The sequence below is a fragment of the Williamsia sp. z34 genome (assembly GCF_059553395.1).
Genome location: NZ_JCANWW010000002.1, coordinates 160417 through 173992, shown reverse-complemented (window position 1 = coordinate 173992; position 13576 = coordinate 160417). Strand labels below are relative to the sequence as shown.

The 13576-nt window shown below is 66.4% G+C and carries 13 protein-coding genes; 4 read left to right on the top strand and 9 right to left on the bottom strand.

Going from position 1 to position 13576, the window contains the following annotated elements:
* Positions 1-11 precede the first annotated feature (11 nt).
* Entirely contained in the window at positions 12-2924 is a 2913-nt protein-coding gene (locus AC51GT_RS05125; protein WP_496328096.1) for an AfsR/SARP family transcriptional regulator, read from the top strand.
* Here the strand turns inward: AC51GT_RS05125 and AC51GT_RS05120 are convergent.
* Complete coding sequence (locus AC51GT_RS05120; RefSeq protein ID WP_496328095.1) at positions 2853-3938, bottom strand: class I SAM-dependent methyltransferase; 1086 nt, start codon at positions 3936-3938, stop codon at positions 2853-2855. The two genes, AC51GT_RS05125 and AC51GT_RS05120, sit on opposite strands and share 72 nt — an antisense overlap.
* A 109-nt stretch (positions 3939-4047) precedes the next feature.
* Positions 4048-5157 carry a dual-specificity RNA methyltransferase RlmN gene (gene rlmN, locus AC51GT_RS05115; RefSeq protein WP_496328094.1) on the bottom strand — a complete coding sequence of 370 codons (1110 nt, stop codon included), beginning with the start codon at positions 5155-5157 and terminating at the stop codon, positions 4048-4050.
* Between the two features lie 85 nt (positions 5158-5242).
* Here rlmN and AC51GT_RS05110 point away from each other — a divergent pair, with 85 nt between their 5' ends.
* Positions 5243-5635: a LapA family protein gene (locus AC51GT_RS05110; protein WP_496325321.1), complete on the top strand. Its 393-nt coding sequence runs from the start codon at positions 5243-5245 to the stop codon at positions 5633-5635.
* 40 nt (positions 5636-5675) lie between these two features.
* Here AC51GT_RS05110 and AC51GT_RS05105 read toward each other — a convergent pair whose 3' ends face one another.
* From AC51GT_RS05105 to rpsB, 5 genes are all read right to left on the bottom strand, one after another.
* Positions 5676-6548 carry a phosphatidate cytidylyltransferase gene (locus AC51GT_RS05105; RefSeq protein ID WP_496328093.1) on the bottom strand — a complete coding sequence of 291 codons (873 nt, stop codon included), beginning with the start codon at positions 6546-6548 and terminating at the stop codon, positions 5676-5678.
* 52 nt (positions 6549-6600) lie between these two features.
* Positions 6601-7158, bottom strand: coding sequence for a ribosome recycling factor (frr, locus tag AC51GT_RS05100; protein WP_496325323.1), 558 nt, complete (start codon positions 7156-7158; stop codon positions 6601-6603).
* A 50-nt stretch (positions 7159-7208) separates the two neighbouring features.
* Entirely contained in the window at positions 7209-7940 is a 732-nt protein-coding gene (gene pyrH / locus AC51GT_RS05095; protein WP_496325324.1) for a UMP kinase, read from the bottom strand.
* 166 nt (positions 7941-8106) lie between these two features.
* Complete coding sequence (tsf, locus tag AC51GT_RS05090; RefSeq protein ID WP_496328092.1) at positions 8107-8931, bottom strand: translation elongation factor Ts; 825 nt, start codon at positions 8929-8931, stop codon at positions 8107-8109.
* Positions 8932-8988: 57 nt separating this feature from the next.
* Entirely contained in the window at positions 8989-9831 is an 843-nt protein-coding gene (gene rpsB, locus AC51GT_RS05085; RefSeq protein WP_496325326.1) for a 30S ribosomal protein S2, read from the bottom strand.
* A gap of 332 nt (positions 9832-10163) precedes the next feature.
* Between rpsB and AC51GT_RS05080 the strand changes: the two genes are divergently transcribed.
* The gene (locus tag AC51GT_RS05080; protein WP_496328091.1) at positions 10164-10718 is read left to right on the top strand and encodes a M23 family metallopeptidase; all 555 of its coding nucleotides are present in this window, start codon (positions 10164-10166) and stop codon (positions 10716-10718) included.
* 5 nt (positions 10719-10723) lie between these two features.
* Here the strand turns inward: AC51GT_RS05080 and AC51GT_RS05075 are convergent, their stop codons facing one another.
* Positions 10724-11623, bottom strand: a complete 900-nt coding sequence (locus AC51GT_RS05075; protein WP_496328090.1) for a tyrosine recombinase XerC — start codon at positions 11621-11623, stop codon at positions 10724-10726.
* Between the two features lie 131 nt (positions 11624-11754).
* Complete coding sequence (locus AC51GT_RS05070; protein ID WP_496328089.1) at positions 11755-12591, bottom strand: siderophore-interacting protein; 837 nt, start codon at positions 12589-12591, stop codon at positions 11755-11757.
* A 133-nt stretch (positions 12592-12724) separates the two neighbouring features.
* On the opposite strand from AC51GT_RS05070, the gene AC51GT_RS05065 reads away from it, so the two are divergent.
* Positions 12725-13564, top strand: coding sequence for an SDR family NAD(P)-dependent oxidoreductase (locus AC51GT_RS05065; protein ID WP_496328088.1), 840 nt, complete (start codon positions 12725-12727; stop codon positions 13562-13564).
* Positions 13565-13576 lie beyond the last annotated feature (12 nt).

The window sequence follows — 13576 nt, the reverse complement described above, 5'->3', positions numbered from 1 at the left end:
TCCTCGTCGGCATGGACATACGCGTCCTGGGGCCGATTCAGGTATTGAGCTCCACCGGTGTGGATGTGACCCCCACCAGTCCGAGCCAGCGCACGGTCATTGCCGTCCTGGCGGCCGACTTCGGCCTATGTGTCGACGCCGATTCACTGATCGAATCCCTGTGGGGTTCGGCTCCCCCGGAGTCGGCGCACCGAACCCTTCGCAGCTACCTGTCCCGGTTGCGCGCATCGCTCGGTCCGGTGATCACATCCACCGCCGCCGGCTACTCGCTGGACCGGACCCGGATCCGTCTCGATGCCGCCGAGTTCCGCACCGCGACGGAAGTGGCCACAGACCTGCCGGCCGCAACCGCTGCCGAGCAACTACGCGGCGCACTCGCACTGTGGCGCGGCAGGGCATTCGGAGAACTCGCCGGTTCACCCCAGATCGCCGCGACCGCGCACGGACTCGAATTGATGCGGATCAGTGCGCGTGAACACTTCGCCGATGCACTGCTGCGAGCGGGCGATCACGACAGCGCGATCGTCGAGGCCGACGCACTCGTCACCGAGCATCCCCTTCACGACCCCGCCTGGGTGTTACTGGTGCGTTCCTATTCCGCGGCACGACGACAAGCCGAGGCGCTCAACACTTTTCGCCGCGCCCATCGCGCACTGACCGACGCCGGCCTGGAACCGTCGGAGGAGCTGCACCGCGCGCAGCGGGCCGCATACGACACCCCGACGGCCGCCCCCCTGCCCCGTGACCCGCGTTCCGATGCCGGCCTGGTCGGCCGAACCCGCGACCTCGATGCGATCGCGGCCCTGCTGGATCGGTCGAATCTCGTCACCGTCGTAGGGCCCGGTGGAGTGGGAAAGACGGCGGTCGCCCGGGCCGTGGTCGATCGTCACCGCGGCCTGGGCAGCGCCGGCGTGCGCGTGGTCGAACTCGCCGCGATCGCAGATCCGGGGGCGGTCGCGGAAGCCGTGATCACCGGTATCGGATTGACCAGCGACGCCGGCGATCCCCTGGAGACCTTGCGTCAGGCCCGCGACCTCGATCTGCTCGTGCTCCTCGACAACTGCGAACATGTACTGGACGCGGTCTGCGCGGTGACCGCAGCATTACTCGGCGGTGGCGGCGGTTCGCTGCGCATCATCGCCACCAGCCGTGAGCTACTGGGGATGCCCGGCGAATACGGATGGCCACTGCGGCCATTGGGCACCGACGGCGTCGATCCCGCCGCACAACAGTACTTTTCCATACGCGCGGCCGCGGCCCGCCCGGGGGCGCTCGACGAGGCCGACCCCGCGATCGTCGACCGGATCGTCCGAGGTCTCGACGGTCTGCCCCTGGCCATCGAATTGGCCGCCGCCAGACTGGCAACGCTGGGGGTCGCCGACCTGGCCGACCAGATCTGTTCCGGCACAACGGGGTCCACAGACGCGGCGCCTTTGGCACGTCGCGGCGGCGAACCCAGGCACCGCACCCTCAAGGCTGCCATCGATTGGTCTCGTGCCCTGCTGCCCACCGACGCCCGCGAGGCCCTCGATCAGTGGACTGTGTTCGCGGGATCGGTCCGCGCCGATGACGCCGCCGCCATCCTCCGGGTCGACCCGGCGACGATCGATCTGCTGGCCCGGCAATCGTTGCTGTCCACCGAGATCCGTACCGGCCGAACCTACTACCGCATGCTGCGGACGGTCCGGTCGGTGATCGGGCAGCCGAACGAGGAGACACTGCGAGCGCACCTGCGCCACTACGGCGGCGTCGCGGCAGAGTGTGCACGGACCCTGCACACCGCCGATGAGCGCCGCGCACATATGCGCCTGACCGGGTTGATCGACGAACTGCGTGTTGCCCACGGCCGGGCCCGGGTTCTCGACATCGAAGCCGCCGTGGCCCTGTCGGTGGATCTGCATTGGTTCGGGGTCTCACGTCTGCACACCGAGCTGCTCGGCTGGGCCGGAAAGCTCACTCCGCTGGTCCAGGACCGGCCCGAACTCGCCGCCGCCGTCGACGCCACCTCGGCCTACCGGCTGGTGATCGCCGAGCAACTCGATTCGGCGCGGGCACGAGCCGAATGCGCCTTGCGCACGGGCACCGACGCCCGCACCCGCATGCACGCGCTCGAAGCCCTGGGCGACTGCGACCTGTTCGAGGGTGACCTTCACCCGGCGAATGACCACTATGGCGAATTGGTGGACATCGGTGCCGCAGCCGGCGACGTGTACTACGAACTGATCGGACGTGCCGGACAGATCATGACCCTCGCGTACGGCGGCCGACGGGCCGACGCCGTCGCCGGAGTGCACGCCCTCGACGAGGCCCTGGCCCACCGCGAACTCAGTCCCACGCAGTCCAGCTGGCTGCACTACATCCACGGTGAAGCCGTCCTCGACGATGATCCGAGAACGGCCGGGATGGCATTCGACCGGGCGATCGAGCTCGCGGACTCCGTCGAGAGCCGCTACGTGGCCGGAGTCGCGAGAGTATCTGCGGTCAGTCTGCAGGCCCGTACCGGCGATCCGGCATCGGCGTTGAGGCGGTATGCCGAGGTCATCGAACACTGGCTCGGCACGGGGTCGTGGTCACATCTGCTGACAACCATGCGCAACCTGGCGTCCACGATGGGCGCCATGGGCGCCGACCGTGCCGCCGCCCAGCTCATCGGCGCGTTGTCCGGCCCCGACCTGACCCCGTCTTACGGGAGCGAGGCCACCCGACTCGGGGACGCGGCCACGGCCCTGCGCAGTGCGCTCGGCGCGGAGGCCTTCGACACCGAATACGCGGCAGGCGCGGCCCGCGATCTGGCGACTGCGGGCCGGATCGCGGTCACCGAGATCCGGCGCCTGCTCGATCACCGGACGCCGTCACTGGAGCCGGTAGAACCGGAACAGGTCGTGTTCGATGTCGATGACCGACGCCCCATCGAATCCGGCTGAGCGAGCGTAACTTTCGAGCGTCGAATGTCGCATCACCGTCCCGGTCGCGGCGCTGTCCGGGTCGGACATGCCGTCGGGCAGGCAGCACAGGATCGAGAATCCGTAGAGAAGCTGTTCGACGGGTCCGGCATCGGCGGAGAAGGTTTCCGCGGTGCGCTCGTCCATGATCACCACCGGCGCGGCCTGCGCTGCGATCCGTCGCGCCGTCGCGAGAAAGGCCACCGGGTCGGACAGGTCGTGGACGCATTCGAACGCGAAGACCGCATCGTATCGACCGGACAGCTCCGATTCCCGGAGGTCGGCGATCCGGAACTGCACCCGGTCCCCCACGCCGTGGGCCGCGGCATTACGGGTGGCCGCAGCGATCGACGCGGCGTCGACGTCGAAGCCGTCGACCGTGATCTCCGGGTAACCCAACGCCAAGGCGATCGCCGACCACCCTTCACCGCAACCGATGTCGGCCACCCGGCCGGTCGACTGCAACCGATCGTGCAGGTCGGGCACCTTCGGAATGAACTCCTGCGCCAGCCGGCCGAGGAACAACGGCCGATTGGCGTAGGCCTGCGCCTCTCGGGCATCGGCGCCGAGTTGCTGCCACGACACGCCACCACCGTGGCGGTACGCCTCGATCAGAGCCGGCAGAGCCGCGCCGGTGGCGGCGAAGAAACGTGACATCGACGCCATGTAACTCACGCTGTCCTGGTTCACCAGGACCTCTGCGTGCGCCGGGGGCAGCGCGAACCGGACGGGTTCGTATTCGGTCGACGCGGTGATGTATCCGGCGACGCTTTGATGTTCGAGCCATTCGCGGGCGTACCGGGCGACGGTGCCGGTGCGGTGGGCGAGCTCGTCGGCGGTCATCGGCCCCTCGGCCGCAAGTGTCCGGTACCAGCCGAGTCGATCACCGAGATAGAGCGCAGAGATGTTCTGCGCGCCCAGCAGATCTGCGAACACGGCGTCGGCGAACCGGTCGACCGTTGGATCGGACGTGTCGGGTGAGGCGGTGCTGGTCATGGCGTGACTCCTGGACTCGGATCGGTAATGATTCGAGTTCAACGATCGCGCCGGGAGGTTGCAGCCCGGATGCAGCTCGGTTGCACCCGGCGGACCCGGATGCCGCTGCTCACTTCTCTTCGGCCGCCAACTGTCCGCAGGCCGCGGCGATCTCCTGGCCCCGGGTGTCGCGGACCGTGCACGACACACCCTGGGCGAGAACTCGCCTGACGAACTCTCGCTCGGCGGGTTTCGGGCTGGCATCCCACTTCGAACCCGGTGTCGGATTGAGCGGGATCAGGTTCACGTGGACCAGCGGGCCCAGAGCCTTGCGCAGCTTGTCGCCGAGCATGTCGGCGCGCCACGGCTGATCGTTGATGTCGCGGATGAGGGCGTATTCGATCGACACCCGGCGACCGGTGCTGTCCGCGTAGTAGCGCGCGGCGTCGAGTACCTCTTTCACCGACCACCGGTTGTTCACCGGCACCAGCGTGTTGCGCAGTTCGTCGTCCGGCGTGTGCAGGGACACCGCGAGCGTGACGGTGAGGCCTTCGTCGGCCATCCGGCGGATCGCGGGAGCCAGGCCCACCGTGGACACCGTCACCGACCGCTGGGAGATACCCAGACCGTCGGGAGCAGGCGAGGTGATCTTCCGGACCGCATCGATCACGCGCTTGTAGTTGGCCAGCGGCTCACCCATGCCCATGAACACCACGTTCGACAGGCGGCCGGGCTCGCCCAGCTCTCCATCACGCATCGCCCGGGCCGCCGACCGGACCTGATCGACGATCTCGGCGGTGGAGAGGTTGCGGTCCAGACCACCCTGCCCGGTGGCACAGAATGGGCAGGCCATGCCGCAGCCGGCCTGACTCGAGATACAGAGCGTGGTGCGTTCGGCGTAGCGCATCAGCACCGATTCGAGCATGGTGCCGTCGTGCAGCCGCCACAGGGTCTTGCGGGTCGTGTTGTCGTCGCAGGCCACATGCCGGACCACGGTCATCAGCCGGGGAAACAGCGCCTGACCCACCGGTTCGCGCATCGCCGCAGGTAGATCGGTCATCTCGGCCGGATCGGCGTTGAGCCGTACGTAGTACTGACGGGCCAGCTGGTCGGCACGAAACTTCGGCAAACCGAGTTTTGCGACCGCGGCGATCCGTCCTTCGGCGTCCAGGTCTGCAAGGTGTTGTGGAGGCATGCCGCGTTTGGGCGCGTCAAACACCAGCGGAAGTGGAACTGTCATGGTTAAAGCGTGACGTAGATCGGTCGCAGATGCCAATTTCGACACTGTGATTGTCGTCGGACAAAAGACAGAGGACCATAGACATATGACGCAGCCGACAGATGGATACCAGCAGGAACCCGCGGGTTACGTGAGCCCGGACCACACTCCCCCGGACACGGGGCCGGTGGGCGGGGACGTCCCCGTCGCCGATCACCGGGAGGAACTGCGCCGTCAGGCCCTGGACGACGTGAAGCACACCCGTACCCGCGCCGCCTGGGTCGGCCTGATCGTCGGCGCGGTGATCACTCTGATGTTGCTGGTGTTCATCGTGCAGAATCTCGACAGCCAGAACATCGACCTGTTCTTCTGGACGGTCAATCTGCCTCTCGGGGTCAGCCTGCTGATCGCAGCCATTCTGGGTGCGGTGATCACCGCGATCGTCGGCAGCCTGCGGATGTTGCAGGTCCGCCGGGCCGTCAAGAGGTCGCAACCCTGAGTTCCGGACAGTTCTGAGTCCCGGGCGTCCCTGGCTTCGACTACAGCAGGGCGCCCAGGATCGCCCACACCACAAATGCGGAGGGCAGCAGCGAGTCGAGGCGGTCCATGATGCCGCCGTGGCCTGGCAGCAGGGTGCCCATGTCCTTGATCCCGAGGTCGCGCTTGACCTGGGATTCGACAAGGTCGCCGAGGGTGGCGCAGATGACCAGGACCGGCCCGAGGATCAGTCCGATCCACCACTGGGCGTCCACGACGAACACGATGGTCAGTACGGCCCCGACAACACCGAAGACCAGGGAGCCGGCCATCCCTTCCCACGACTTCTTGGGACTGATGGCCGGCGCCATCGCGTGCTTGCCCAGCAGGACACCGAACACATAACCGCCGACGTCCGAGCAGACCACCACGATCATCAGGGTGAACACGCGGGCGGCGCCGTTGTCTTCGAGGACCATCGACGCACCGAACGACCCCATCAGCGGAAGCCAGCACAGCACCAGTGTGGTGCCGGCAAGATCTTGCAGATAGTTCGTCGGAGCAGCCTGCAAGCCCTGTTCGAGCAGCTTCCAGATCATCGAGACCAGAACGGTCGCGGCCAACGCGACGATCGACGCGGTGACGCCCCAGGGCCAGCTCACCCACATCATGGCCTGACCGCCGACGAGGATCGGGATCAGCGCGACGTTGATGCCGCTCTCGCGCAGCCGCTTGGTGACCTCCCAGCTGGCGATTCCGATGGCCACGGCGACAACCGGGAACCACACCTCGGGCACGAAGATCAGGATCAGGATCAGCGACACACCAAGCGTTCCGCCCACGCCGATGGCTGCGGGCAGATCACGTCCCGCCCGGGACGTGGAGCCCTTGGGCTGCGGGTCCGGTATGCCCTGCGGCCGATTCGTATCGGTCACCTGATGCCCTGCTCCTTCAGTCACCGCCAGAGGTACGTCACCGGTGGGTGACTCAGACCTCAAGCAGTTCCGCTTCTTTGTGCTTGACCAGCTCGTCGATCTGGTTGACGTAGGACGCGGTGGTCTTGTCGAGATCCTTTTCCGCGCGGGTCACTTCGTCTTCGCCGGCTTCACCGTCTTTTTGAATGCGCTTGAGCTCGTCGACCGCCTTGCGGCGCACGTTGCGGATCGAGACCTTGGCGTCCTCGCCCTTCGACTTGACCTGCTTGACGAGCTCGCGTCGACGCTCTTCGGTCAGCTGCGGGATCGAGATCCGGATGATGTTGCCGTCGTTGGTCGGGTTGACGCCGAGATCCGAGTTGCGGATGGAGGTCTCGATGGCCCCCAGGCTGCTGGCCTCATACGGCTTGATGACCACCATGCGGGCTTCGGTGGTGTTGATGGAAGCAACCTGCGTGATGGGGGTCGGCGAGCCGTAGTAGTCGATGGTGACCCGGTTGAACATCGCCGGATTGGCCCGTCCGGTCCGGACCGAGCCCATGTCGTCACGCGCGACACCGACAGCTTTTTCCATTTTTTCCTCGGCGTCCAGGAGCGCGTCGTCGATCATGGTGTCCTCCGTTGTCGTGTGCTGGTGCTGGTGTGGGGTATGGCGACCGGTCAGCTGCTGACCAGTGTTCCGATCTTCTCACCTGCGACCGCTCGGGCGATGTTGCCCTGCTCCAGCAGATTGAACACCAGCATCGGCATCTGGTTGTCCATACACAGACTGAAGGCTGTCGCGTCGGCCACCTTGAGGCCCTTTTCGATGACCTCGCGGTGGGTGATCTCGCGGTAGAGCGTGGCGTCGGGGTCGACCCGCGGGTCGGCGGAGTAGACACCGTCGACGCCCTTGGCCATCAGTACGACCTCGGCCTTGATCTCGAGGGCGCGCTGCGCGGCGGTGGTGTCGGTGGAGAAGTAGGGCATGCCCATACCGGCGCCGAAGATGACCACGCGCCCCTTCTCGAGGTGCCTTTCGGCCCGCAGCGGGATGTACGGTTCGGCGACCTGACCCATCGTGATGGCGGTCTGCACGCGTGTGACGATGCCGCGCTTCTCCAGGAAGTCTTGGAGCGCAAGGCAGTTCATGACGGTGCCGAGCATGCCCATGTAGTCCGAACGTGAGCGCTCGAGGCCCCGCTGCTGAAGTTCTGCTCCGCGGAAGAAGTTGCCGCCCCCGATGACAACTGCCACCTGGACACCCGAGTTGACCACTTCGGCGATCTGGTCGGCAACGGTCGAGACAACATCGGGATCGAGTCCGACCTTGCCGCCGCCGAACATCTCGCCACCGAGCTTGAGAAGCACGCGCTTGAATCCGGTGCGCTCGGGCGTGATGTCCTCGGTCATGTGGGGTGTCCCTTCGTCGTGCCGGTGTGCGTCAACATTGATTCTTGCGCCCCACACATTGTGATCTGCATCTGGGTGATCTGCGTCGGGCTCGATCGTAACGGGACCCTCGCGCAAAAGAACCCCGGCGAATCAGATGATTCGCACGGGGTTCCTTGCACAAAAATCAGGCCTGTCCGACCTCGAAACGGGTGAACGACACTACCTGTGCGCCCGCCTCGTCGAGAACAGCCTTGACGGTCTTCTTCGACTCGGTGACCGAAGCCTGATCGACGAGAACGACGTCCTTGTAGAAGCCGTTGACGCGACCTTCGACGATCTTGGGGAGCGCAGCCTCGGGCTTGCCCTCCTCACGAGCGGTCTGCTCGGCGATGCGACGCTCGGAAGCGATCACATCCTCGGGGACCTCGTCACGGGTTGCGTACTTCGCCTTGAGCGCGGCGACCTGCATCGCAGCGCCGCGAGCGGCCTCTGCAGCAGCTTCGGAGTCACCGGTGTACTCGACCAGGACACCAACGGACGGCGGCAGATCCGACGCGCGCTTGTGCAGGTACGAGGCAACCTTGCCGCCGTGGAAGGCGACGCGACGCAGGACCAGCTTCTCGCCGATCTTGGCCGCAAGCGCCTGAACGAGCTCGTCGACCGTTTTGTCGCCGACCTTGGCGGCCTTGAGGACCTCCACGTCGGACGTCTTCGCGGCAACGGCAGCGTCGAGGACCTGGGCCGCGAGGGCCTGGAACTCGTCGTTCTTCGCAACGAAGTCGGTCTCGGAGTTGATCTCGATCATCGCGCCATCTTTTGCGGCGATCAGACCTTCGGCGGTGGACCGCTCGGCACGCTTGCCGACGTCCTTGGCGCCCTTGATACGCAGCTCTTCGACGGCCTTGTCGAGATCGCCATCATTGGCGGCCAGAGCATTTTTGCAATCGAGCATTCCCGAACCGGTCAGTTCGCGGAGCCGCTTGACGTCAGCGGCGGTGTAGTTCGCCATGGGTGGGCGAGCCTCCTGTTGTCGAATGTTCCTGGAAGTTGTTGGACCAGAAGTGGATCAGGCCTGGGCAGGGGTTTCCGCGTCAGCGGCGGGAGCCTCTGCTGCCGGAGCCTCTGCGGCGGGGGCGGTGGCCTCCGTCAGCAGTTCCTGCTCCCACTCGGCGAGGGGCTCGCCGGCTGCGTTCTCGGGCTTGGTGTCAGACGAACCCTGGCCGGCGCGTGCCTGCACACCCTCGGCAACCGCAGCGGCGATCACGTGGGTCAGCAGTGCGGCGGAACGGATCGCGTCGTCGTTACCCGGGATCGGGTAGTCGACCAGGTCGGGATCGCAGTTGGTGTCCAGGATCGCGATGACCGGGATGTTCAGCTTGCGAGCCTCGGAGACCGCGAGGTGCTCCTTGTTGGTGTCGACGACCCAGATGGCCGACGGAACCTTGGCCATGTCCCGGATACCACCGAGGGTGCGGTCCAACTTGGTCATCTCACGCGTGAGCATGAGGATTTCCTTCTTGGTGCGACCTTCGAAGCCACCGGTCTGCTCCATTGCCTCGAGGTCCTTCAGGCGCAGCAGGCGCTTGTGGACGGTCGAGAAGTTGGTGAGCATTCCGCCGAGCCAGCGCTGGTTCACGTACGGCATGCCGACGCGGGTGGCCTCTGCGGCGATGGATTCCTGAGCCTGCTTCTTGGTACCGACGAAGAGGATGGTGCCACCGTGGGCAACCGTCTCCTTGACGAATTCGTACGCCTTGTCGATGTAGGTCAGCGTCTGCTGCAAGTCGATGATGTAGATGCCGTTGCGATCGGTGAAGATGAATCGCTTCATCTTCGGATTCCAACGACGGGTCTGATGCCCGAAATGAGCGCCGCTGTCCAGCAGCTGCTTCATGGTTACGACAGCCATGTGTTCACTTTCATGTGCAGTTTGACGTCGGCATCCGGTTGGTTGCCGACCCTGGCACCTGTCAGGTGTGGAACCCTCTGCGAAGAAGGACTGCCCACACCCCGTGTCGGACGGACTGACGTCAGCCGACCGCAGGCGCGCGAAGTCACTCCCGCCGAGGCGAGAGCGCCATCTGAGTCTACGCGCGCCGGGCCGGTAGGAGAAATCGCCTCCACGCTTCCCGTACCGCCGGTTGTCAAGACCCTTCGCGCAACTGGGGATGATCACTCCCGTTCTCCCCAAACGGGTCTCTGACCTGGCGCTATCCCCTGCCGCCGGTCAGGCTCGTCACCATGGGCTTCTGGGGGCGACTGCGTAGGGCGGCAGTGTCGACGGGCGCTGTCTTGGCCCTCGTCTCACTGCTGAACGCGCCGTTCACGCCCGCCGCGGCCGGCGCTCCGACCGTCGGCCGCGATCTGGCCTACGGCTGGCCGTTGTCCCCCGTGCCGTCGGTACTGCGCAGATTCGAACCGCCCGCCGAGCGCTGGCTTCCCGGACACCGGGGTGTGGACCTCGCAGCCGTCCCCGGCGCAGTGGTCAGATCCGCGGGTGCCGGGGTCGTGCACTTCTCGGGTCCGGTCGCCGGCAAACCGGTGGTGTCGATCCGGCATGCGGACGGTTTGCTGACCACCTACGAACCGGTTGCCGGCTCGGTGCGGGCCGGCGCCGTGGTCGGGCGGGGATCACCGATCGGGGTCCTCGAATCCGGACATGCCGGATGTCGCACCGGGTGCCTGCACTGGGGTGCCCGCCGGGGCGCCGGGTCCTCAGCGGTGTATCTCGATCCCCTGGCCCTGCTCGGCCTGGTGCGGGTGCGCCTCAAACCGCTGCAGCCGGGCGACGGTTGAGCGCCTCAGGCCCTCGGGTGCGCCTGGTCGTGAACTTTCCGCAGGCGCTCGACGCTGACGTGCGTGTAGAGCTGGGTGGTCGCGAGGCTGGCGTGACCGAGCAGTTCTTGCACCACTCGCAGGTCGGCACCGCCTTCGAGCAGATGTGTGGCAGCACTGTGCCGAAGACCGTGCGGCCCGAGATCCGGCGCACCGGGCAGGGCCCCGAGCACCTTGTGCACCACGGTCCGGGCCATCCGCTGATCGAGGCGTCCGCCTTTGGATCCGACCAGAAGGGCGTCACCGGCCTTGGGTCGGGCCAGCGCCGGACGCCCCCCGCGCAGCCACCGATCGATGGCGGTTGCGGCCGGGGTACCGAACGGCACGGTCCGCTCCTTGTTGCCCTTGCCGATGACGCGCAGGACATTGCGCGAGCGGTCGACGTCCGCGAGGTCGAGTCCGCAGAGCTCGCCGACCCGAATGCCGGTGGCATACAACAACTCGATGATGAGCTGATCGCGTTGCGCGATCGGATCGTCGGGATCGTGGTCGGGCGCTGCCGGGGTCAGGGCGGCGCTCGCCTGGTCGGCGCTCAGGACGCCGGGCAGTGTCCGATGCGCCTTCGGCGCCTGCAGACGGGTCCCCGGATCGGCGGCCAGGACGCCCTCCCGGGTGGCCCAGGCAGTGAATCGTTTGGCCGATGACGCCTGCCGCGCGATGGTCGTCCGCGCGGCGCCGTCTTTGCTGTGGGCGGCCAGCCAGGCCCGCAGGGTGGCCAGGTCGATCGCCGACGGGGCCAGACCCCGCACACCGGCGAAACTGACCAGCGAGCGGACATCGCCGAGGTAGGCGCGCACAGTGTGCTCGCTGTGCCCACATTCGAGCCGCAGGTAGCTCTCGTAGTCGTCGATGATCGATGCACTCACCCGCTCAGCCAACCGATCTGGGCCGACGGCCGCAAGCCGCCACACCCCAACCCCCGATACTGTGCCCTTTTGGTTATGTCGACCTGGGCAAATGCTCGCCAAAACCGCACATCATCGGGGGTGGGAGGTCGTCAGCCGGCGCTCTCGAGGGCGCGCTGACCGGCCTTCCATTGGCGGAATCCCTCTTCGGTGTTCCCACGACGCCAATATCCACTGATCGATGCGTTGACCGCCGGCACACCGCGTTCCTTGCGGATGTACCCGCGCAGGTTCTGCATCACGACCTCGGCTTCACCGTGGATGAACACCTGTACCGAACCGGGCAGCCACTCGGCGTTCCGAACGGCGGCGACGATCGGGGCGTTGGCGCCGCCGAGTTCGTCGGTGATGGCATCGGAACCGACGCCGCGGTGCAGCCAGACGATCTCTGCGGTGTCGGGCGCGATCAGGTCGACCTCGTCTTCGGGTCCGGCGACCTCGATGAAGGCCTTCACGACGGTGCCGTCGGGCATGGACTCGAGGGCTGCCGCCAGCGCCGGGAGCCCGGCCTCGTCGGCAGCCAGCAGATGCCAGTCGACATCCGCCTTCGGGCGGTATCCGCTACCGGGCCCGAGGAACCGGATCTCCTCACCGGGCCGGGCGGCGGCCGCCCAGGGCCCGGCGATGCCCTGCTCACCGTGGACGACGAAGTCAACCGCGATCTCGCGAGCGACGTGGTCGACCCGCCGGACCGTGTAGGTACGCAGGATCGTCGGTTCATCGGCACGAAGCTTTGCTCGGATCCGTTGCAGTCCGCGAGGTTTGGTGATCTCCGCTTCCTCGGCCGGAAACATGAACTTGATGTACATGTCGGTGTCGTCGTTCGCCTGGAAGTCGTCGAATCCGGCGCCACCGAGGTACACCCGCACCAGGTGGGGTGTGAGCTGTTCGGTTCGCTGAACCGTCATCGTGTTCTCGCGCTTCGCCACGCATACGTCCTCTCATCAACGGCGGTGGGCCGACGGTCTTCGTCAGGCGGCTCCGACCACCCGATCTACCGTACCCGAATATAGGTGACCCTAAGTAGTGCGGATCACACCTGCGCGCCGCTACGGTCGTCCCATGCCAACGATCTTGATCACCGGAGCGTCCAGGGGAATCGGACGCGCAACCTCTCTACGACTCGCGTCCGCGGGATGGGATGTATACGCGGGAGTGCGCGACGAGGCAGCCGGCCTCGACCTGAAAAACGCATCGCCGGATCGGATCACGCCGATCCCACTCGACGTCACCGATGCCGATCAGATCCGCGCGCTCGCCGACGTGTTGCCCGATCGCCTCGACGCCGTGGTGAACAACGCCGGCGTCGTTGTCGGCGGTCCGGTCGAGACCATTTCCCCGGACCAACTGCGCCATCAACTGGAGGTGAACGTCGTCGGCCAGCATGCGGTGACACAGGCCGTCCTGCCCCGCCTACGAGCCGCCGAAGGGCGGGTGATCTTCGTGTCGTCGGTCAGCGGCCGGATCGCAACACCGATGACCGGGGCATACAACGCATCCAAGTTCGCCCTGGAAGGACTGGCGGATGCTTTGCGAATCGAATTGCGGCCCTGGCATATCCGCGTCGTTTTGATCGAACCCGGCCAGACCGATACCGATATCTGGCGTGATGCCGAGTCCACCCTCGACAACAGCCTCACCGACCTCTCGGAGGCGAACCGCCGTTTGTACACCAAGCACATCGACGGGTACCGGAAGACGATCTCGGCTGCGCAGAAGGCAGCGGTCCCGGCCGACCTGGTAGCGGCGTCGATCGAGTCGGCCCTGACGACCAAACGTCCCCGCGCCCGCCATGTGGTGGGCGTTGCGAACAAGATCTCGGCACCACTGGTCGGATTGTTGCCGACCGCGCTGTCCGACGTGATCATCGGAATGGTGACCGGCGTTCCACGCCGACCGTGAGATCACCCGATC